The organism is Massilia sp. IC2-477 (assembly GCF_020707265.1).
Taxonomy (GTDB): Bacteria; Pseudomonadota; Gammaproteobacteria; order Burkholderiales; family Burkholderiaceae_D; genus Telluria.
The window spans coordinates 722,982-743,985 of sequence record NZ_JAJFEQ010000001.1; the positions used below are offsets into that span (position 1 = coordinate 722,982).

At 66.1% G+C, this 21,004-nt stretch carries 16 protein-coding genes; 15 read left to right on the forward strand and 1 reads right to left on the reverse strand.

The window, feature by feature from the left end; genetic code table 11:
* Nucleotides 1–40 precede the first annotated feature (40 nt).
* The 15 genes from LK542_RS03250 (at nucleotide 41) to LK542_RS03320 (ending at nucleotide 20,468) form a co-directional block, all read left to right on the forward strand.
* Nucleotides 41–2,275, forward strand: coding sequence for a DUF4962 domain-containing protein (locus LK542_RS03250; RefSeq protein WP_227810774.1), 2,235 nt, complete (start codon nucleotides 41–43; stop codon nucleotides 2,273–2,275).
* Between the two features lie 99 nt (nucleotides 2,276–2,374).
* Complete coding sequence (locus LK542_RS03255; protein ID WP_227810775.1) at nucleotides 2,375–3,235, forward strand: beta-1,6-N-acetylglucosaminyltransferase; 861 nt, start codon at nucleotides 2,375–2,377, stop codon at nucleotides 3,233–3,235.
* 90 nt (nucleotides 3,236–3,325) lie between these two features.
* Nucleotides 3,326–4,309 carry a cation diffusion facilitator family transporter gene (locus LK542_RS03260; protein ID WP_227810776.1) on the forward strand — a complete coding sequence of 328 codons (984 nt, stop codon included), beginning with the start codon at nucleotides 3,326–3,328 and terminating at the stop codon, nucleotides 4,307–4,309.
* 107 nt (nucleotides 4,310–4,416) lie between these two features.
* Complete coding sequence (locus tag LK542_RS03265; RefSeq protein ID WP_227810777.1) at nucleotides 4,417–5,652, forward strand: glycosyltransferase; 1,236 nt, start codon at nucleotides 4,417–4,419, stop codon at nucleotides 5,650–5,652.
* A gap of 126 nt (nucleotides 5,653–5,778) precedes the next feature.
* Nucleotides 5,779–6,909 (forward strand): glycosyltransferase family 4 protein, encoded by a 1,131-nt coding sequence (locus LK542_RS03270; protein ID WP_227810778.1) that lies wholly within the window; start codon nucleotides 5,779–5,781, stop codon nucleotides 6,907–6,909.
* A 26-nt stretch (nucleotides 6,910–6,935) separates the two neighbouring features.
* Entirely contained in the window at nucleotides 6,936–8,870 is a 1,935-nt protein-coding gene (locus LK542_RS03275) for a heparinase II/III family protein (protein WP_227810779.1), read from the forward strand.
* A 56-nt stretch (nucleotides 8,871–8,926) separates the two neighbouring features.
* Nucleotides 8,927–10,063 (forward strand): non-hydrolyzing UDP-N-acetylglucosamine 2-epimerase, encoded by a 1,137-nt coding sequence (gene wecB, locus LK542_RS03280; RefSeq protein ID WP_227810780.1) that lies wholly within the window; start codon nucleotides 8,927–8,929, stop codon nucleotides 10,061–10,063.
* Between the two features lie 65 nt (nucleotides 10,064–10,128).
* Nucleotides 10,129–10,839, forward strand: coding sequence for a WecB/TagA/CpsF family glycosyltransferase (locus LK542_RS03285; RefSeq protein ID WP_227810781.1), 711 nt, complete (start codon nucleotides 10,129–10,131; stop codon nucleotides 10,837–10,839).
* Nucleotides 10,840–11,033: 194 nt separating this feature from the next.
* On the forward strand, nucleotides 11,034–12,032 hold the full coding sequence (galE, locus tag LK542_RS03290; protein ID WP_227810782.1) for a UDP-glucose 4-epimerase GalE: 999 nt from the start codon (nucleotides 11,034–11,036) through the stop codon (nucleotides 12,030–12,032).
* Between the two features lie 21 nt (nucleotides 12,033–12,053).
* Nucleotides 12,054–13,232, forward strand: a complete 1,179-nt coding sequence (locus LK542_RS03295; RefSeq protein WP_227800544.1) for a sugar phosphate nucleotidyltransferase — start codon at nucleotides 12,054–12,056, stop codon at nucleotides 13,230–13,232.
* The gene (locus tag LK542_RS03300; RefSeq protein ID WP_227800545.1) at nucleotides 13,229–14,647 is read left to right on the forward strand and encodes a mannose-1-phosphate guanylyltransferase/mannose-6-phosphate isomerase; all 1,419 of its coding nucleotides are present in this window, start codon (nucleotides 13,229–13,231) and stop codon (nucleotides 14,645–14,647) included. The genes LK542_RS03295 and LK542_RS03300 overlap by 4 nt, the downstream gene beginning before the upstream one ends.
* Nucleotides 14,648–14,764: 117 nt before the next feature.
* Entirely contained in the window at nucleotides 14,765–15,493 is a 729-nt protein-coding gene (locus LK542_RS03305) for a PEP_CTERM-anchored TLD domain-containing protein (protein WP_227800546.1), read from the forward strand.
* 99 nt (nucleotides 15,494–15,592) lie between these two features.
* Nucleotides 15,593–16,624 (forward strand): TIGR03790 family protein, encoded by a 1,032-nt coding sequence (locus LK542_RS03310; protein WP_227800547.1) that lies wholly within the window; start codon nucleotides 15,593–15,595, stop codon nucleotides 16,622–16,624.
* A 197-nt stretch (nucleotides 16,625–16,821) separates the two neighbouring features.
* Complete coding sequence (locus LK542_RS03315; RefSeq protein ID WP_227810783.1) at nucleotides 16,822–19,842, forward strand: ExeM/NucH family extracellular endonuclease; 3,021 nt, start codon at nucleotides 16,822–16,824, stop codon at nucleotides 19,840–19,842.
* 11 nt (nucleotides 19,843–19,853) lie between these two features.
* Nucleotides 19,854–20,468 (forward strand): NF038129 family PEP-CTERM protein, encoded by a 615-nt coding sequence (locus tag LK542_RS03320; protein WP_227810784.1) that lies wholly within the window; start codon nucleotides 19,854–19,856, stop codon nucleotides 20,466–20,468.
* Between the two features lie 65 nt (nucleotides 20,469–20,533).
* On the opposite strand, the gene LK542_RS03325 is transcribed toward LK542_RS03320, so the two are convergent.
* Nucleotides 20,534–20,854 (reverse strand): hypothetical protein, encoded by a 321-nt coding sequence (locus tag LK542_RS03325; protein ID WP_227810785.1) that lies wholly within the window; start codon nucleotides 20,852–20,854, stop codon nucleotides 20,534–20,536.
* Between the last annotated feature and the right edge of the window lie 150 nt (nucleotides 20,855–21,004).

Consider the following 21,004-nt stretch of genomic DNA (forward strand, 5'->3'; position numbering starts at 1 on the left):
ACGGCGCACGGAATTTCAGTTTTTTTCTTGGAGCACCCACATGCAATTTCAACGGAAGAGCCTGTTCCTGGCCGCTGCCTTCGCCTCGCTGTTCGCGAGCGCAGGCGCACGTGCCGACTGGGTCCAGTCGACCGATCCCCTGGTCGTCCAGGCCAAGCCTGAAATGAACCAGGTGCAGGCGCAGAACCCACCCGCATTCACCTGGGCCCGCCACGCCACCGGTCCGGCCAGCTACGAGATCGAGATCACCCCGGTGGGCGGAAGCCCGACCAAGGTCGTTGTCGACCGCAACTGGTACCTGCCGACCAAGGCCATGGCCCTCGGCAACTACACCTGGCGCGTACGCCCGGCCGGCAGCAGCGAATGGTCGAGCCCGCGCACCTTCTCGATCACCAGCCGCTCGACCGTGTTCGAAGTGCCCGACAACGCGACCCTGCGCAACCGCATCCTCTCGAAGGCCCGTCCGCGCTCGCTGCCCTCGTCGGTCACCCCGTTCTCGACCTGGAACTATGCCAAGCGCACCACCCTCGAGCCCTACCTGAGCCGCCTGGCCAACGAAGTCAAGGCCCAGACCACGGCCGTGCCGTCCCTGAGCGACTCGCGCTGGTCGATCGTCATCACCTCGCCGCTGACCGCCGCCATGGCCAGCCAGCAGACCGACGTGCGCCAGCGCATCAACGAAGCGACCCGCCAGATGGAAGCGGCGGCGCTGACCTGGCGCCTGCGCGGCGACGCGGCCTTCCTGACCGAAGCGCTGCGCCGCGGCGACGAGCTGGCCGCGCTCAACCCATACGGCCCGACCAGCTACGAGAACCAGGACCAGGCCACCCGCCAGATCGCCTGGGGCCTGGCCAAGACCATCGACCTGCTGGGCAGCTCGCTGGACGGCACCCGCAAGGCGCGCTGGCTGGCCTCGATCAAGGCCCGCACCACGGTCATCTACAACAACCTGGCCGGCGACAACGGCCGCCTCGACCAGTACCCGTTCGACTCGCACGGCAATACCAGCCTGGTGTTCCTGGTCCTGATCTCGACCCTGACCCTGGGCGACATCCCGGAAGCCCAGACCTGGTTCGACTTCTCGTTCCGCGCCTATGCGCTGAGCCCGAACCCCTGGGGCGGCCCGGAAGGCGGCTACGCCAACGGCACCGCCTACGCCGAATACGCGGCCGGCTACCTGCTGGCGCTGTGGGATCCGCTCACCAACGCCAGCGGCGTGAACTTCTTCGGCAAGCCCTGGACCCTGGGCTTCCTCGACTTCGCGATGGAATTCACCCCGCCGGGCGCACGCACGCACGCCTTCGGCGACGCCTCCGAGACCAAGCCGGACCCGCGCGTGTTCCGCGCCTTCGCCTCGCGCATGTGGTCGCCGCGCGCCGCCTGGTACGTGAAGAACACCACCGGCATGGAAGACGCCATGTCGCTGCTGCAGGCCGAATACCCGCTGCCGGTGACCTACACGACTTACCAGGAAGCGCCGCAGAACTCGGCCTACTACCCGACCGTCGGCTGGGTGGCGATGCACAGCAACCTCGGTTCGACCGCGCGCACCTCGACCTACTTCAAGTCCAGCCCCTATGGCTCGTTCAACCACAGCCACGGCGACCAGAACGGCCTGCTGCTGTCGATCGCCGGCCAGCCGCTGCTGATCAAGGCCGGCTGGTACGACTGGTACGGTTCGCCATACTGGACCGACTGGTACCACCAGACCCGTTCGCAGAACGCGATCACCTTCGACGGCGGCAAGGGCCAGATGGTGAACGGCTACCGCGAGCAGCTGCAGCGTAACGGCAAGATCACCGCCTTTACCGCACAGCCGAGCTACGACTATGCCGAAGGCGACGCGACGCCGTCGTATGGCGGCCAGCTGACCATGGCCAAGCGCCAGGTCTGGCATCTGCGCAACGCCGGCAACGCCGTCCTGGTGCGCGACCGCCTGGCCAGCACGGTGGCCCGCACCTATGAGTGGAACATGCACACCCCGGCCATCATGAGCGTCGAGAACGGCCAGAACGTGAAGGTCGAGGCCGGCGGCCAGTCGCTGTGCGTGCGTTCGCTGAACACCAACGCCAGCTTCGCCAAGTGGATCGGCCCGGGCGCCAAGACCAACGTGGTGGAAGACCACGGCGCCTTCTACCTGAAGGCCAACGCCAACACCACCGCCGAGTACCTGGTGCTGCTCGACGTCGGCTGCAAGAAGCCGACCGTGAACATCTCGACTTCGGGCTCGGTGCGTACCGTGACCGTGGGCGGCCAGACGGTGAGCATCAACTAAGCGGGCGCTGTCCCCGAGGCGTGCCATGCTAGACTCGGCGCGCAGCAAAAGTCCTCCGCGGCCAGGCGCTGCGGGGGACTTTTCTTTTGGGGGAGGGCGATGAAGCAGGTATTCCTGATCTGTGCGCACAAGGACATCGACCAGTTGAACAGCCTGGTCGAAGCGCTGCGCGATCCCGACTTCATCGTCTACGTCCACCTCGACCGCAAGAGCGCGCTCGATCCCGCCGCGCTGCATCCCTCCGCCATTCGAGTTGCGCCGCGCATCGACGTGCGCTGGGGCGGCTTCTCGCAAGTTCAGGCCACTCTCGTTTCGCTGCGCCAGATCCTGCGCGAGCAGCCTGACTTCGACAAGGTGATCTTCCTGTCCGCCCAGGACTATCCGCTGCTGCCCAATGAGCTTCTCAAGCGCGAGCTCATGCGCTTGCAAGCCCATGAGCTGCTGGAGACGGCGCCGATCCGGCCCGATGGCTGGAACGTGGGCTTTCGCTACCAATTCTTCCACCGCGAGGGGGGAGGGAAGCTGGAGCGCCTGGCCTGCGGCCTGGCCAACCGCATGCTGCGCCTCACGGGACAGCGGCGCCGGATGCCGGACGGCTTCGCGCCGCACGGCGGGGCATCCTGGTGGGCCCTGTCGCGCGATTGCCTGCTTGAAGCGCTGCGCCTGGCGGACAGCCATCCGCGCCTGCTGCGCTTCATGCGCACCGTCCAGTGCCCTGACGAGATGCTGTTCCAGACCCTGGTCATGCACTCGCGCTTCGCCGTTCGCGTCCTGTCCGATAACTTTCGCTACGTGCAGTGGCCGGAGCAGGGCGCACGCAATCCGAAGGTGCTGGACGCCGCCGACTTCGAGCGCATCCGCGCCTCCAACGCCCACTTCTGCCGCAAGCTCGACAGCCAGGCCAGTGCCGGGCTGCTGCCGCGCCTGCGGCAGTGGAAGGAAAGCCGCGCCGCGGCTTGAACCATCCGGCGCGCGTGCGCACCCGCACAGACGGTCTCTCCCGGCTGCATCAGGCTGGCCTTCCTATCCGGAGGAATCATGAAGGACGCCATGCCCGACAGTAAAACGGTGGATGCCACGGTCCGCGAAGCCGACGTGAGCGCCGAGGCGACCTCGCGCAGCGGCTCGCAGAAAGTCATCTACGCCGCCATCGTGGCCAACCTCGGCATCGCCACGGCCAAGTTCATCGTTGCCGGCATCACCGGCAGCGCGGCGATGGTGGCCGAAGGCATCCACTCGGCAGTCGACACCGGCAACGAATTCCTGCTCCTGCTGGGCGAGCGCCGCAGCACGCGCCCGGCTGACCGCAAGCATCCCTTCGGCTACGGCAAGTCGCTGTACTTCTGGGCCCTGATCGTGGCCCTGTCCGTGTTTTCGCTGGGCGGCGGACTGTCGATCTACCACGGCATCGATGCGCTGGAAAACCCGCCGCCGCTAGAAGACCCGACCTGGAACTATGTCGTGCTCGGGGTCGCGGCCCTGTTCGAAGGCTATAGCTGGAACGTCTCGCGCAAGGCCCTGAACGCGGTGCGCAAGCCGGGCGCCTCGCTCTGGCAGACCGTGCGCGCCAGCAAGGATGCCTCGGTGTTCACGGTCTTCATCGAAGACTCGGCGGCGCTGCTGGGCCTTGGCATCGCCGCGCTGGGCATCGCGCTCGGCCAGTACTTCGGCAACCCGTACGCCGACCCGATCGCCTCGATCCTGATCGGCCTGCTGCTGATCGCGGCTGCCTTCATGCTGGCGCGCGAGACCGGCGGCCTGCTGGTCGGCGAAAGCATCGACCGCGACCAGCTCGCTGCCCTGTACACGCTGTTCAGGCGCGAGCCGGCGCTGGACAGCGTCACCAGCCTGCGCACCATGCAGATGGGGCCGGAGGAAGTGCTGCTGGCGGCCTCGGTCCAGTTTCGGCGCGGCATGCCGATCGACGAGGTGGAGCAGGCGATCGCGCGGATCGAGGCGGCGGTGGCCGCCGAGCATCCGGTGATCCGCCAGATCTATTTCGAGGCTTCGGCGCTGCGGACCTCGCTGTGCTGACGCGGGGCCGGCAAGGTATTCTTTTTAAGCCTGGATGTGTTGCAGCGCACATTAGCGCCATGCCGCTGAAGCGTGCGCGGAAAACGCTGGGCTAGAATCGCTTGCCCATGATTGAACCGAACAGTATGCGCAAGCCCCTGTCCATTGCTTTCATCGTCCGAGATCCGCTGCCGCCGCTGCGCGCCGACGTGCTGACCCTGTTCGGCGCCGAGATGCCGCGCTATGGCGTCAACACCGAACTGGTGGGGCAGTCCGGCAGCGAAGCCGATGCCCCGTGGCCGGCCGGCGGCATGCACACGGTGGGCAGCCTGAAGTCGCGCTTTGCCGCCATCCTGTCGCCCCTGTGGGACCTGCGCGGCCTGCTGCAGGCCCGGCGCCGCCGCCGGCCCGACTGCATCCAGGTGCGCGACAAGATCGCCTCCGGCCTGCTGGGCCGGATGGCCGCCGCCGTGCTGCGCGTCCCCTTCATCTACTGGATGTCCTTTCCGATCGTCGAAGGCTTCGAGGTGCGGCGCGACGAGATCGGCAGCCGCGGCAAGGGCCTGACATGGCTCGCCCACGCCCTGCGCGCTGCCGCCTCCCGTTTCGTCATCTACCACCTGGTGCTGCCCGGCGCGCGCCACATCTTCGTCCAGAGCGAAGCCATGGCGGACTGGCTCGCAAGCAAGGGCTTCGAGCGCAGCCGCATGACGGCCGTGCCGATGGGCGTGGACGCCAGCCTGTTCGACCGCGGCAGGGTAGCGCCGGTCGAGGATGCACGCCTGGACGGCCGCCGCGTGATCCTCTACCTCGGCCGCATCGCCCAGGCGCGCCGTTCCGACTTCCTGCTGGACGTGGCGGAGGTCCTGAAACAGGACCTGCCCGACGTGCTCCTGGTGATTGCCGGCGACGCCGCCTCGAACGACGAAATGGACTGGATGCGCGCCGAGATCGCCCGCCGCGGCATTGGGCAGCACGTGCTGCTGACCGGCTGGCTGCCCCAGCATGTGGCCCTGGGCTATGCGGTGCGGGCCGAGGTCGGGTTGTCGCCGATCCCGCGCGGCACCCTGTTCGACGTGTCCTCGCCGACCAAGCTGGTGGAATACCTGGCGCTGGGCATCCCCAGCGTGGCGAATGACATCCCGGACCAGCAATTGGTGATCGAGGAAAGCCGGGCAGGGCTGTGCGCGCCGATGGAGGCGGGGCCGTTTGCCGCCTCCATCAAACGCCTGCTGGACGATCCCGGGCTCGCCGCCGAGTTTGCGCAACGTGGCCCAGCGTACGTTAACAGCCACCGCACCTATGCTATTCTGGGTCGGATTGTTGCAGAAACGTACACAAAAATCCTGCCGCAATCGAGTTGAAAAAGCAACACTGGAGTCTGTCAGGCATCGTATCGTGCGCATGCTGGGGAAAACTGTGTTGTACCATCCAAGAGAATTTCTATTTTGCAAACTTGATTGCAGGCAGATGAAGGAAAGGCACATGGCATGAACCGGGCATCGGCACCAGCAGCGCCAGCGGCGACGCACGCGTCGCCACGGGTGCTCATGCTGGGGACCGAGCCTGGCGGACGCGGCGGTGTAGCCACCGTGGTCTCGCTGCTGCGCCAGAACGGCCTGTTCGAGCGCGAAGGGGTGTGTTACATCCCGACCCACGCCGAAGGCACGCGCATGGCCAAGATCGGCGCCGCCCTCAAGGGCCTGGCGCGCACTGTCGCCTGCCTGCTGCGCCGCCCGGAAGTCGTCCATGCGCACGCGGCCTCGAACGGCAGCTTCGTGCGCAAGTCGGTACTGCTTGCCCTTGCCCGCGCCAGCGGCGCCAGGACCGTGTTCCACCTGCATGGCGCCTGCTTCGACAGTTTCATCGAGCGTTCCAGCCCCCTGATGCGGCGCTGGATCCGCCATACCCTGGAACAGAGTTCGGTCGTCATCGCCCTGTCCACGCGCTGGGCCGACTTCCTGCACGGCTTCGCGCCGCAGGCCAGGGTGGTGGTGATCCCGAACTCGGTGCCGCTGCCGCCGCTTGCGGCGGACCGTTCCGAGGCGGGGCGCATCCTGTTCCTGGGCCAGGTCGAGCCGCGCAAGGGCATCTATGAACTGGTGGACGCGCTGGCCCTGCTGAAGGACCGCTTTCCGCAGATGCGCCTTGCGATCGGCGGGCAGGGCGAACTGATTGAGGTGAAGCGCCGGGCGCGTGACGCCGGCGTGCTGGACCGGATCGAGGAACTGGGCTGGGTCACGGCACAGCGCAAGGCCGACGAGCTGGCGCGCGCGTCGATCTTCTGCCTGCCTTCGCATGCGGAAGGCTTGCCGATGGCGCTGCTGGAAGCGATGGCAGCGGGCAAGGCGGTGGTCAGCACCGGCGTGGGAGGTATTCCGGATGCGCTGCGTGACGGCGACAATGGGCTGATGATCGAGCCGGGAAAGGTCGAGCAACTGGCGCAGGCCCTGAGCAAATTACTCGGTGACGACGAAGAACGTCGCCGCCTCGGCGCGCGTGCGCGCGCCACGATCGAGCAAGAATTCGAGTCCGGCGTCGTGATCGGACAAATTTCAGCGGTGTATCGGCAACTGCGCGACAGCATCGCGGCAACTTCGCAAAGCGGGGGGAAGAGATGAACGCAACAGTAAGGATAGGTTGGCTGGTGAACCGGCTCAGATGCATGTCGGTGGCGGAAGTGGGCTACCGGATGCGCCAGGCGGCCGCGACCAGGATGGGACGCCGCATGGCCGGCCGTACGGCGCCCGCGCCCCTGCCGCGTGCCCGCACGCTGGCGGTGCAGGGTGCGCCTGCGCTCGACCAGGCCGAAATCGACGCCTTGCTGCTCGACGCCGACCGCATCTGCGCCGGTCACGTGGTGCTGTTCGCCGAACGCCGCTTCGACGTCGGCGTGCCCACCGCCTGGAACCGCGACCCTGAAACCGGCGTCACCGGACCGTCCATCTACGCCGGCGACATCGCCATCACGAATCGCGAACTGGTCGGCGACATCAAGCACGTGTGGGAGCTGAACCGCCACCTGCACCTGGTGCGCCTGGCCCAGGCCTGGACCCTGAGCGGCGAGGTGCGCTGGCTGCATGCGCTGGAACAGCAGCTGCGCAGCTGGCTCGACCAATGCCCGCCGCTGACCGGCCCCAACTGGACCAGCTCGCTCGAACTCGGCATCCGCCTGATCAACTGGAGCCTGGTGTGGCAGCTGGTCGGCGGCGAGAACAGCGCGCTGTTCGCCGGCGAATCCGGCCAGAAGCTGCGCGCCGACTGGCTCGACAGCATCCACGCCCATTGCCGCACCATCGCGCGCCACCTGTCGCGCCATTCCTCGGCCAACAACCACCTGATCGGCGAACTGTCCGGCCTGTACGTGGGCGCCAGCACCTGGCCGTGCTGGAAGGAGTCGGCCGACTGGATGGAGCAGGCGCGCCGCGAGCTCGAGCACGAAGCCGTGGCGCAGTACTCGCGCGACGGCGTCAACCGCGAGCAGGCCTTTGCCTACCACATCTTCTCCAGTGAATTCCTGTTCGTCGCCGGCCTGATGGGCCAGGCCTGCGGCCAGCCTTTCCCGCGCCACTACTGGGCCTCGCTGCAGCGCGCGCTGCGCTTCCTGCGCTCGGTGCGCGACGTCGGCGGCAACGTGCCGGCGGTGGGCGACGCCGACGACGGCAGCGTGTTCCGCCTCGACGCCGGCGGCCTCGATCGCGCCGCCCAGTTGCTGGCGCTGGGCGACACCGTGTTCGGCGCCGCTGTCGACAATCATCCGGGCGTGCGCTGGCTGCTGCATGCGCTGCCGGGCGCGCGTCCCGACTGCGATCCGCACGAGGTCGATACCGGCTGGGCCTTCCCGGATGGCGGCTACTTCCTGTTTGGGAACCACTTCGGCGAGCACAGCGAGATCAAGGGCATGCTCGACTGCGGCCCGCTGGGCTACCTCGGCATCGCCGCCCATGGCCATGCCGACGCGCTGGCATTGAATCTCTCGGTGGCGGGCGAGGAATGCCTGATCGACCCCGGCACCTATTCCTACTGGCAGGACCAGAAGTGGCGCGACTACTTCCGCGGCACCTCGGCCCACAACACCGTGCGCATCGACGGCCTCGACCAGTCCACCAGCGGCGGCCGCTTCATGTGGCTGCGCAAGGCCGAGGCGCGCATCGAGCGCATGCCCAGCAGCCCGAACGACTTCGATTTTCGCGGCTCGCACGACGGCTATACCCGCCTGTCGGACCCGGTGCGCCACATGCGCAGCGTGCGCTTCGACAGCGCCAGCAACACGCTGACCGTGCGCGACGAAGTGTCGGCGCGCAAGCAGCACAAGGTCGAACTGTTCTGGCACTTCGCGCCGGAACTCGACGTGCGCCTGACCAGCCACGGGTTGTCCGTGCGCGGCAAGCGCTTCGTGCTGCAAATGCAGGCCAGCGGGGCCGATTTGCAGCTGGAACTGGTACGCGGCGCGGAAAACCCGCCGCTCGGCTGGTGCTCGCGCACCTATGAATCGAAGCGGCCGTGCGAAGTGCTGCGGATCACGACCGTATCGTCCGCCGTTCCGGTCGAATGCAGGTTTACAATAACGTTCCTGCATTAGCAAAAAATTTACCAAATTCAACAATAAAACTAGTTAAAAAAAGGGAAATGTCCAAAATGCTGATTTACCTCGTTGCCGGCGCCCGTCCGAATTTCATGAAGATCGCGCCCATCGTGCGCGCCCTTCAGGCCCAGGATGTGTTGACGTTCAAGATCATCCACACCGGACAGCACTATGACCGCGAGATGAACGACGTGTTCTTCGAGGAACTCGGCATTCCGCAGCCGGACGTGTTCATGGCGGCCGGCGGCGGCAGCCACGCCCAGCAGACCGCCAAGATCATGGTGGCCTTCGAGGAACTGTGCATGGCCGAGCGCCCGGCCGCCGTGCTGGTGGTGGGCGACGTCAACTCGACCCTGGCCTGCTCGATCGTGGCCAAGAAACTGGTCATTCCGGTGGCCCACGTCGAAGCCGGCCTGCGTAGCGGCGACATCAGCATGCCCGAGGAAATCAACCGACTCGTCACCGACAGCATCTCGGACTGGTTCTTCGCCACCGAGCCGGCTGCCGTCGAGCACCTGCGCCGCGAAGGCAAGCCGGATTCCGCCGTGCACTACGTCGGCCACGTGATGGTGGACAACGTGCTGTACCAGGCCGACAAGCTGTCGCGCGCCGATACCTCGGCTTTCGAGACCAGCGGCTTCAAGGCAGAGCAGCAGCAGAAGGGTGGACGCTACGGCGTGGTGACCCTGCACCGCCCGAGCAACGTCGACGAGCCGGCCACCTTTGCCCGCATCGCCGGCGCGCTGAAGGAAATCGCCCAGGAACTGCCGCTGATCTTCCCGGTGCACCCGCGCACCCGCGCCAACATCGAGAAATTCGGCATCGACCTCGGCCCCAACGTCACGCTGGCCGGCCCGCAGGCCTATATGGCCTTCCTCAACCTGTGGAAGGACGCGGCCGTGGTGCTGACCGACAGCGGCGGCCTGCAGGAAGAAACCACGGCGCTGGGCGTGCCCTGCGTCACGATCCGCGAAAACACCGAACGTCCGGTGACGGTCGAAGAGGGCTCCAATGTCCTGGCCGGCACCGATCCCGAAGCCATCGTGCGCGAAGCCAGGAAGGTCTTGCGCGGCGAAGGCAAGCAGGGCCGCCGCCCGCAGCTGTGGGACGGCAAGGCGGCCGAACGCATCGTCGCGATCCTCGCCAGGGAGATCGCGGGAGCGGCAGAGCCGGAAGGCCTCGCCGCCTAACCGATTAAAGGAATCACATGGATGACCGGATCACGTTGATGGGCTGTCAGGTGGATAACCTGACCATGGAAGAAACACTGGGCAAGGTCGAAGGATTCATCCAGTCCGGCTTGCCCCATCAGCACGTGGTGGTCAACGTGGACAAGCTGGTGAAAGCCAGCCGTGACGCCGAGCTGCGCAGAATCATCAACGACTGCGCGCTCATCAACGTCGACGGCATGCCGGTGGTGTGGGCCTCGCGCCTGCTCGGCAAGCCGCTCAAGGAACGGGTCGCCGGGGTCGACCTGTTCGAAGCGCTGATGCGGCGCGCCGGCGAGAAGGGTTGGCGCGTGTTCCTGCTCGGCGCACGCGAGGAAGTCGTCAGCAAGGTGGCCGAGACCTATACCCGCAAGTACCCACGCCTGGTGCTGGCGGGCTACCGCAACGGCTACTGGAAGGGCGAGGAAGAAGAGCAGGCCGTGGCCGAGCAGATCCGGGCCAGCAATGCCGACCTGCTGTTCGTGGCGATCAGCTCGCCCAAGAAGGAGCAGTTCCTCGGCAAGTACCAGGCCCACATGCGGATTCCCTTCGCGATGGGCGTCGGCGGCACTTTCGATGTCGCCATCGGCAAGGTGAAGCGGGCCCCGCTGTGGATGCAGAAATCCGGGCTCGAATGGTTTTACCGCTTCCTGCAGGAGCCGCGCCGCATGTTCCGGCGCTACTTCATTGAAGACATGGCCTTCATCGGCCTGCTGTTCAAGGAAGCCCTGAAAGGCAGGCAGGTAAAACAGGGATAGGGCGGCCGCAGAAGCCGCCCACCAGCAGGACACACAAGAACACGAGACGCCGCCCCCTGGCCCTTGCGGCCCCCGCGCCTTCGCCCAGCGACCGGCGCCGGGTGAACGCATGGCTGCGAGCGTGGCGGTGATATGCCGTGCGACTGAAAGTTGCATATTTAATATAATTTACATATCACAGAGAGCGAAACGACATGAAGATCCTGGTTACCGGCGGCATGGGCTACATCGGCTCGCATACCGTCGTCGAACTGCAGAACGCCGGCCATGAAGTGGTCGTGGTGGACAACCTGTCCAACGCGGTCTCCTCGGTGCACGAGCGGGTGCAGCGCATCACCGACAAGACCTTTGTCTTCGAAGAGGCCGACATCCGCGACCGCGCGGCCATGGAGCGCGTCTTCGGCGCGCACAAGGTCGACGCCGTGATCCACTTCGCCGGCCTGAAGGCGGTCGGCGAATCGGTGGCGCAGCCGCTGCGCTACTACGACAACAACGTCAACGGCAGCGTCATCCTGTTCGAGACGATGGCCAAGTTCGGCGTCAAGACCATCGTGTTCTCGTCCTCGGCGACGGTCTACGGCGACCCGGCCTCGGTGCCGATCCGCGAAGACTTCCCGCTGTCGGCCACCAATCCCTACGGCCGCAGCAAGCTGATGATCGAAGACATCCTGCGCGACCTGGCCAAGGCCGAGCCGGAGTGGCGCATCGCGCTGCTGCGCTACTTCAACCCGGTCGGCGCCCACGAAAGCGGCCTGATCGGCGAAGAGCCGAACGGCATCCCGAACAACCTGGTTCCCTACATCGCCCAGGTCGCCAACGGCCAGCGCGACAAGCTGTCCGTGTTCGGCGGCGACTACCCGACGCCGGACGGCACCGGCCTGCGCGATTACATCCACGTGGTCGACCTCGCGATCGGCCACGTGAAGACCCTCGACCGCCTGGCCAAGGGGCCGGGCATCGTCACCTACAACCTCGGTACCGGCCGCGGCAACAGCGTTCTCGAGATGGTGCGCGCTTTCGAGCAGGCCAGTGGCCGCAAGATCGCCTTCCAGATCGTCGACCGCCGCCCCGGCGACGTGGCCAAGTGCTACGCCGACCCGGCCAAGGCCCGAGAAGAACTGGGCTGGACCGCCGAGCGTGACGTCGCTCAAATGTGCGCCGACGTGTGGCGCTACCAAACCACTGCCAAATAATCTAATGTAAAGGACGGTCCGATGAAAGCCATGATCCTAGCTGCAGGCAAGGGCACCCGTGTACGCCCGCTGACCTATGACCTGCCTAAACCCATGATTCCCCTGCTGGGCAAACCCGTGATGGCCTACCTGGTCGAACACCTCAAGAAGCACGGCGTGACCGAAATCATGGTCAACGTCAGTTGGCTCCACGAGAAGATCGAGGAGTACTTCGGCGAGGGCGAGCAGTTCGGTGTCCAGATCGGCTACTCCTTCGAGGGCTACATCAAGGATGACGGCGAAGTCGTCCCCGAACCGATCGGCTCGGCCGGCGGCATGAAGAAGATCCAGGAATTCGGCGGCTTCTTCGACGACACCACCATCGTGCTGTGCGGCGACGCCCTGATCGACCTCGACCTGAAGGCCGCGCTGCTCGAGCACCGCCGCAAGGGTGCGATGGCCACCGTCATCACCAAGGAAGTCCCGTGGGACAAGGTCTCGTCGTATGGCGTGGTGGTCACCGACGCCGAAGGGCGCATCACCGAGTTCCAGGAAAAGCCGTCCGAAGCCGAAGCCAAGTCCAACTTCATCTCAACCGGCATCTACATCTTCGAGCCGGAAGTCATCGACCTGATCCCAAGTGGGGTGCCTTTCGACATCGGTTCCGAACTCTTCCCCCTTCTGGCAGAGCGCGGCCTGCCGTTCTACGCCCAGGGCCGCCCGTTCAACTGGCTCGACATCGGCACCATGAGCGACTACTGGGAAGTGCTGCAGACGGTCCTCACCGGCGAGGTCAACCACATGGACGTGCCGGGCATCCAGATCGAGCCGGGCGTCTGGACCGGCCTGAACACCAGCATCGACTGGGAAGGCACCACGATTGAAGGTCCGGTCTACATCGGCTCCAACGTCAAGATCGAAGCGGGTGCGCGCATCGTCGGCCCGACCTGGATCGGCCACGGCAGCCACATCTGCGAAGGCGCCGAGATCGTGCGCAGCGTGTTGTTCGAATACACACGGGTGTTGCATGATGTAACATTGCATGAAATGATCGTTTTCAAGGATTACAGTGTCGACCGCAAGGGCGAGATGAAGCACGCTTCGGAGTACTCGTCGCAAGAATGGCTGAACGCGCGTGACCGCCGCCGTTCGGTTCGCAAGGACATCGAGGGTACGGCCCAGAACGCCATACAGAAAATCAAAGAGAAAGCAAGCGCATGAAAATTTACCCAGTCATCCTCTCCGGCGGCGCCGGCACCCGCCTGTGGCCGCTCTCGCGCGCCGTGCTGCCCAAGCAGCTGCTGCCGCTGGTAGCCGACAGGACCATGCTGCAGGAAACTGCGCTACGGGTAGCCGGCTGGCCGGGAGTGATGGCGCCGCTGGTCGTCTGCGGCAACGACCACCGCTTCATGGTGGCCGAACAGCTGCGCGAGATCGGCATCACCCCGCTCGGCATCCTGCTCGAGCCGGTCGGCCGCAACACCGCTCCGGCGGTGGCGGCGGCGGCCCACTACCTGAAAGCGATCGACCCGGAAGCCATCATGCTGGTGCTGCCGGCTGATCATGTGATCGAAAACGGCGCCGCCTTCCGCGACGCGGTCGAACGCGCCGTGACCCTGGTGGGGCAGGGCGCCCTGGCCACCTTCGGCATCGTGCCCAAGACGCCGGAAACCGGCTACGGCTACATCCGCCGCGGCGACGCGGTGGCCAACTGCGGCGACTGCTACAAGGTGGCGCGCTTCGTCGAGAAGCCGGACGCCGCCACGGCCCAGGGCTTCCTCGACGAAGGCGGCTACTACTGGAACAGCGGCATGTTCATGTTCCATGCCGAGCGCTTCTTGAAGGAGCTGGAAGAGCACGCGCCGGCCATCGCGCTTGCTGCCGACAAGGCGGTCAGCACGGGCTACCGCGACCTCGACTTCTGCCGCCTGGAAGAAAAGGCCTTCTCGGACAGCCCGTCCGACTCGATCGACTACGCGGTGATGGAAAAGACGGTTGATGCCGCCGTGGTCCCGGCCGACATCGGCTGGAACGACGTCGGCTCCTGGTCGGCCCTGTGGGAAGTGCAGCCGAAGGACGCCAAGGGCAATGCCCAGCGCGGCGACGTTTACCTGGACAATGTCACGAACTCGCTGGTGCGCGCCGAATCGCGCATCGTGGCCGTGGTCGGGGTCGACAACCTGGTCGTGGTCGAGACCCAGGACGCGGTGCTGGTCACCCACAAGGATCAAGTGCAGCGCGTCAAGCAGGTGGTCGACCACCTCAAGAGCAAGGCCCGTACCGAGCACCTGCACCACACCCGCGTGTACCGCCCCTGGGGCCACTACGAGGGCATCGATGCGGGCGACCGCTTCCAGGTCAAGCGCATCACGGTCAAGCCGGGCGAAAAGCTCTCGCTGCAGATGCACCACCACCGCGCCGAGCACTGGGTCGTGGTGTCGGGCACCGCGCGCGTGACCTGCGGCGACAAGGTCTGCCTGCTGTCGGAAAACGAGTCGACCTACATCCCGATCGGCGTCACCCACCGCCTGGAAAACCCGGGCAAGCTGCCGCTCGACCTCATCGAAGTGCAGTCCGGCAGCTACCTCGGCGAGGACGACATCGTCCGCTTCGAGGACATCTACCAGCGCGCCTGACACGGCGCACTGCGACGCTCACCGCACGGCTGACGCTGCTTGCGCAGCGGAACCGTGCGGACCCCCGTGGTAACGCGGGCATACAATGCCCCCAACTGAACCGAACGAGGGGGCATCATGAAATCGATCGTTGCGGCGTCCACCCTGGGTGTCATGCTGAGCGCGCTGGCCGCACCAGCCGCACATGCCCAGAACGGCACACCCCTGCTGGACCTGACCCTGTATGGCCAGCTTGAACGCTGGCTCGGCGCCGGCCCGCTGGACCTGCGCAACATCTACACGCGCCAGCTTGGCCACAACTCGCGCGATTTCCATGAGGCCGCCGACGGCGCCGGCATGACCTTCACCCTGCTGCAGGTGACCAATGACTTCGGCCAGAGCTGGGTCGTGGGCGGCTACAATCCGCAGAGCTGGTCGTCCACCGATGGCTGGCACCAGACGCCGCGCGACTGGCAGCGCACCGCCTTCATCTTCAACTACACCGACGCCCAGCTATGGCGCCAGGTGCTGTCGAACGACATCCTGCCCAACCGCGGCCTGCGCCAGACCTTCAACGAACCCAACCACGGTCCGACCTTCGGCGCCGGTCCCGACCTGTTCGTCAATGATCGCCTGAACGCCGCCCTGTCCTGGCAGGTGAGCTATGGCGACGGCCTGTCCGAGGGCACCAGCATCATCGACGGCAGCACCGGCGGCCAGCTGTTCCGGGTCGACGCGCTCGAGGTCTACTCGATCTCGCTGGTGCCGGAACCGGGTACGACGGCGATGTACATCGGCGGCATTGGCCTGCTGGGCTGGACCGCATGGCGGCGCCGCGCCAAACCGGCGCTCAAGCGTAGGCACTGAACCCGGCCCGGCAGGCAGCCGTCAGCTGACAAAACGGCAAGCTGTGGCATGATGGCGGCGGAGCCCGGCTCCGCCATCCGTTCATCCTGCGACCGATCCATGCGACCGACCCTGTCAGCCAGCCTGCGCGTAGTCCTGTTCTCCCTCCTCGGCGCCATCTGCGCCATCCACGCTCCGGCCGCCGCCGCACCGCTCAAGCCAGCCGAACTGGCCATCGTCATCAATGACGAAGACCCGTCCAGCGTCGCGGTTGGCGAGTACTATCGCAAGCGCCGGGCTATTCCCGCGGCTAACGTGGTGCACGTGCGCATCCCCGGCAAGCCGCGCAGCCTCAGTCCGGCCCAGTTCCGCCTGCTGAAGGAAGACATCGACAGCCAGCTCAAGCCGGGCGTGCAGGGGGTGCTGATGGTCTGGACCGCGCCCTATGCGGTCGACTGCAATTCGATTACCGGCGCCTACACCCTGGGCTTCGACGGCGGCCAGTGCGCCAAGACCTGCGCGGCCGGCCAGCCCAGCGCCTACTTCAACAGCAAGTCCGCGCGACCCTTCAGCGAGCACGGGATGCGCATCTCGATGCTGCTGCCGACCGAGTCGGTGGAGAAGGCGAAAGCGCTGATCGACCGCGGCGTGTCGGCGGGCTTTCGCACCGTGCCCGCCACCGCCTATTACCTGGCCACCTCGGAAAAGGCGCGCAACACCCGCGCCGGTTTCTTCCCGCGCCCGGGGCGCATTCCCGGTCGCCGCGTCACCACCAAGGTGATGCAGGCCGACGTGCTGGAAAACGTCCAGGACATCCTGGTCTACCAGACCGGCATGGCCCAGGTCGCCAAGCTGGAGACGCTTGGTTTCGTGCCCGGCGCGCTGGCCGACCACCTGACCTCGCTCGGCGGCGACCTGCTCGGCGGCAGCCAGATGAGCAGCCTGCGCTGGCTGGAGGCGGGCGCCACCGCCAGCTACGGCACCGTCAGTGAACCCTGCAACCACTGGCAGAAATTCCCGAACCCCTCCGTCCTGCTGCGCCATTACCTGAGCGGCAATAGCGCCATCGAAGCCTACTGGAAGAGTGTTGCGTGGCCGTCACAAGGCCTCTTCATTGGCGAACCCCTGGCCGCGCCCTACCGCGGACGCTAATCCGCTCGCTCTCTCCTATGGCAGAGCTGTTTGCGAACGCATACGCGCCACGCATGAGTTTCCTTGTGGAATGCTAATGAGAAATACTGTCACACGGATGTAAATTTCTCCATTTACTATGCTTTTTGCTAATGGTAAATTGCATTCTGCTAACGTTTTTCCTAATAACATTCGTTCGGCTTATCTTCCAGGAAACCATGAACAAGCTTGCCGCTTCCATCCATTCACCGGGCCGCCTGACCGTGCTGGCCGCCTTGCTCGCCGGCCTGGCGTCACCGGTGCTGGCCGCCTCGCCCAATGTCGTCATCAGCCAGGTCTACGGCGCCGGCGGCAACGGCAGCGGCGCCACCGGCGCGACCTATAAACACGACTTCATCGAGCTGTTCAATCGCGGCAACACCAGCATCGACATCGGCGGCTGGAGCGTGCAATACGCCAGCAGCACCGGCAATTCCTGGAGCAACAGGACCGCCATCCCGGCCAACACCATCCTGGCCCCGGGCCAGTATTACCTGATCCGTGAAGCGGCAGGCGCGGGCGGGGCGCCCGGCGTGGTGGATACGCCGGCCGACCTGATCCCGGCGACCACGATCCCAATGGGTGGATCCTCCGGCAAGGTGGCCCTGGTGAGCAATACCACGCCGCTGACCGGCAGCACGCCGAGCGGCGGCGCCCTGGTCGACCTGGTCGGCTATGGCAACGGTTCGAATGCCGAGGGCGGCAGCCCGACTGGCAACATCGGCAACCAGACGTCGGCCCAGCGCCGCGGCAACGGCTGCACGGACACCGACGTCAACGGGGACGACTTTGAGGTGCTGGCGGTGGCCCCGCGCACCAGCGGCACCCCGCTGAACGTGTGCGGCGGCGCGAATGACGCGCCAATCGTCACCAGCTGCCCGGCAAGCCTGGTGCGTCCGCACGGCGAACTCGTGTCCGCTATCCTGAACGCCAGCGACAAGGACAACCGCGTTACCAGTGCCGCCATCACCTCCAGCCTGGTCGCCGGCATCCGCCTGGAAGAATTCAGCGCCTCGCCGGACCGTGACGCCGCCGCCGGCGTCAAGCTGGTGGTCGATTCGTCCACCGCGGCCGGCAACCATGCGGTGGTGGTGAGCTTCACCAACGACGCCGGCAAGAGCCTGGCCTGCACGGTCACCGTGCGTTCGGCCGGCAACCAGAGCATCCCCGCGATCCAGGGCCCGGGCGCAGCCAGCCCCTTCCAGGGCACGGCGCAGACCACCGAGGGCGTCATCACCGCCAAGGTCGGCAGCGGCTACTTCGTGCAGGACCCGGATGGCGACAACGATCCCGCGACCTCCGACGCGATCTTCGTGTACGGCGCGACCGACGGCGTGGCGGGCGAGCGCGTGCGCGTGACCGGCCTCGTGACCGAATACCTGCCTTCGGGCAGCAACTCCTACACCGAGCTGACCGAGAGCGTGTCGACGGTGCTGGGCGCCGGCCAGACCGTGCATGCCACCAACATCAGCTTCCCGGGCGGCGACCTCGAGCGCTATGAAGGCATGCTGGTGCGCATCACAAACCCCTTGACCGTCAACCAGAACAAGTACCTTGGCACCCGCGGCGAGCTGACCCTCTCCAACGGCCGCCTGGAAGTACCGACCAACCGCTACCGTCCGGGCACGCCGGAAGCGATCGCGATGGCGGCGGCCAATGCGGCCAATGTGATCACGCTCGACGACGGCATCTTCACTGCACCGCCCGTAATCCCTTACATCGGCGTGGACGGCACCGTGCGCGCCGGCGACACCGTCACCGGCCTGGAAGGCGTGCTCGACTTCGGCGCGCTGGGCGCCGGCGGCGCCGGCTTCAAGCTGCAGCCGACCGTGGCGCCGGAGTTCTCGCGCACCAACCCGCGCCTGGGCGTGCCGAGCCTGCCGGCCGGCGTCAAGGTCGCCAGCGCCAATGTGCTGAACTTCTTCACCACCTTCACCGACCTGACCGACGTCGAGGGCAAGACGACGCTCGGCTGCACCATCGGCAGCGGCGCCCCGAGCGCCGGCAACTGCCGCGGCGCCGACAACCTGCAGGAGTTCGTGCGCCAGCGCGACAAGATCGTCAAGTCGCTGGTCGCGCTGAACGCCGACGTGGTGGGCCTGATGGAGATCCAGAACAACGGCGACGTCGCGGTCCAGTACCTGGTCGACAGCATCAACGCCGTCCTGGGCAGCGCGGTGTATGCGGTGGTGCCGAAACCGGCATCGACCGGCACCGACGCGATCCGCGTCGCCATGATCTACAAGCCGGCCGCGCTGACGCTCGTGGGCACGGCGCTGTCCGACGGCGACCGCGTCAACAACCGTCCGCCGATGGCCCAGACCTTCAAGGCCGCCAACGGCGCGAAGTTCTCGGTGATCGTCAACCACCTCAAGGCCAAGGCCGGCTGCCCGTCGGGCAGTGGCGTGGACACCGACCGCGGCGACGGCCAGGGCTGCTTCAATGCCACCCGCGTGCTGCAGGCCAAGCGCCTGGCGGAATACTTCATCCCGCTGGTCAAGTCGACCGCAGGCGACGACGACGTGCTGGTGATCGGCGACATGAACGCGCACGGCTTCGAGGATCCGATCGCCGCCCTGACGGACGCCGGCCTGGTCAACGAACTGGAACGCTTCGTGCGCCCACAGGGCCTGGTGTATTCCTATGTGTTCGACGGCGAAAGCGGCTACCTCGACCACGCCCTCACCACGCCTTCGCTAAGCGCGCAGGTGGCCGGCGCAGCCGAGTGGCACAACAACGCGGACGAGCCGGAAACCATCGACTACAACTTCGACACCGGCAACGGCAACACGCCGAAGACCCAGGACCTGTTCGCCAACGATGCCTTCCGCGCCTCGGACCACGACCCGGTGCTGGTGAGCCTGAACCTGACGCCGACCTGGATCGACGCCAGCGCCAGCTTCTCGGTGGTGCGCTCCGCCCTGGCCCTGAACCGCGCCACCGGCCAGTACGGCGGCAGCTTCCAGTTCACCAACAAGACCGGTGCGGCCATCACCGGCCCGTTCCACGTCAAGATCGGCGGCCTGCCGGCGGACGTGACGCTGGCCAACGCCAGCGGCAGCCACAACGGCCTGCCTTACATCACGGCCGGCACCGGCTCGATCGCGCCGGGCGCAACCGTCACGGTCAATCTCCTGTTCAACAACCCGAAACGCGTCGCCTTCAACTACAGCGCCGCCATCATCGCCGGTACCTTCTAAGGAATAAGAATATGTTCAACGCCAAGACTTTCCTGCGCCAGGCAGCCCTGGCCCTGCTTCTTGCCACCAGCTCGCTGGCGGCGCTGGCCGGCCCGATCAGCTACCACGTCAATGTCGACACCACGGGCCGCACGGGCGCCGGCGCCCTCGACCTGATGTTCCACACCTTCTCGAGCACGCAAGTGAGCGCGACCCTGAGCAACTTCAGCGGCGCGTTCGGCGCGGCCAGCGTGGCCGAGCAGGTGACCTTCAATCCGGACGGCAGCATCGTGCTGGCCAACCTGCCGGATTTCGGCAGCTATCTGAAGTTCGACCTGAGCCTGGGCGGCGCCTTCGGCTTCGATATCCTGTTCAGCGACGACCAGAGCCTGGACACCGGTGCGGATAGCAGCCTGCTGTCGATCGGCCTGTACGACGCCGCCGGCGTGCTGGGCGATCCCTACGGCATCGTGCAGTTCGAACTGACGCCGGGGCAGGGCATCGGCACGCCCTATGCGGACGCCGCCTTCGCCCAGGTGAGCGAGGCAGCGGCGGCGGTGCCGGAACCTGCGGACTGGCTACTGATGGCCACCGGCCTGGCCCTGCTCGGCGCAAGCCTGCGCCGTCGGAACACCATCGGACGCTGAACCGCCTCAGGCGAAAAAAAAAGACACACCAGGCGGTGTGTCTTTTTATTGGAAAGAAGGGAGAATCAGGTCTGGTCGGCGGCGGCGCGGCGCATCGCGTCCACGCGGTAGGCTTCGGCATTGCCGTCGATGATGCGCAGGCTGTTGCAGCCTTCCGGTGCGCAGTCCGGTACCGGGTTGTGCGGGCCGCTGGCGGCAGCAACGGCCGGGCCGGTCGAAGCGGCAGCCGGGGCTGCGGCGACACCGGTGACGGCGGCAACGTTCACGTCGCTCTGCACGGCCGAGCCGAGCGTCATGGCCGACTGGCTGTCCTGCTGGCCTGCGCCGCAGGCGGTCAGGAGGGTGGTCAGGGCGATGGCAGCGATAGTGCGGAAGGAGATGTTCATGATCGGTCTGGTGAAGCAAGCTCGTCGGTAACAGGCACTATTGTAGACAGTAAATTTTTCCGATGCTCAATTTTTTTTCGTTAGCGAACGGCAAACATTAAGATTTAGAAAGAAAATTGACCGAGATTGGCTGCTGTTGCGCGCAATTGC

Bases quoted from the DNA above. Each gene is read 5' to 3' on its own strand.
- LK542_RS03250 (WP_227810774.1), top strand. From the start codon at position 41: ATGCAATTTCAACGGAAGAGCCTGTTCCTGGCCGCTGCCTTCGCCTCG.
- LK542_RS03255 (WP_227810775.1), top strand. From the start codon at position 2,375: ATGAAGCAGGTATTCCTGATCTGTGCGCACAAGGACATCGACCAGTTG.
- LK542_RS03260 (WP_227810776.1), top strand. From the start codon at position 3,326: ATGCCCGACAGTAAAACGGTGGATGCCACGGTCCGCGAAGCCGACGTG.
- LK542_RS03265 (WP_227810777.1), top strand. From the start codon at position 4,417: ATGATTGAACCGAACAGTATGCGCAAGCCCCTGTCCATTGCTTTCATC.
- LK542_RS03270 (WP_227810778.1), top strand. From the start codon at position 5,779: ATGAACCGGGCATCGGCACCAGCAGCGCCAGCGGCGACGCACGCGTCG.
- wecB (WP_227810780.1), top strand. From the start codon at position 8,927: ATGCTGATTTACCTCGTTGCCGGCGCCCGTCCGAATTTCATGAAGATC.
- LK542_RS03285 (WP_227810781.1), top strand. From the start codon at position 10,129: ATGGAAGAAACACTGGGCAAGGTCGAAGGATTCATCCAGTCCGGCTTG.
- galE (WP_227810782.1), top strand. From the start codon at position 11,034: ATGAAGATCCTGGTTACCGGCGGCATGGGCTACATCGGCTCGCATACC.
- LK542_RS03295 (WP_227800544.1), top strand. From the start codon at position 12,054: ATGAAAGCCATGATCCTAGCTGCAGGCAAGGGCACCCGTGTACGCCCG.
- LK542_RS03300 (WP_227800545.1), top strand. From the start codon at position 13,229: ATGAAAATTTACCCAGTCATCCTCTCCGGCGGCGCCGGCACCCGCCTG.
- LK542_RS03305 (WP_227800546.1), top strand. From the start codon at position 14,765: ATGAAATCGATCGTTGCGGCGTCCACCCTGGGTGTCATGCTGAGCGCG.
- LK542_RS03310 (WP_227800547.1), top strand. From the start codon at position 15,593: ATGCGACCGACCCTGTCAGCCAGCCTGCGCGTAGTCCTGTTCTCCCTC.
- LK542_RS03315 (WP_227810783.1), top strand. From the start codon at position 16,822: ATGAACAAGCTTGCCGCTTCCATCCATTCACCGGGCCGCCTGACCGTG.
- LK542_RS03320 (WP_227810784.1), top strand. From the start codon at position 19,854: ATGTTCAACGCCAAGACTTTCCTGCGCCAGGCAGCCCTGGCCCTGCTT.
- LK542_RS03325 (WP_227810785.1), bottom strand. From the start codon at position 20,854: ATGAACATCTCCTTCCGCACTATCGCTGCCATCGCCCTGACCACCCTC.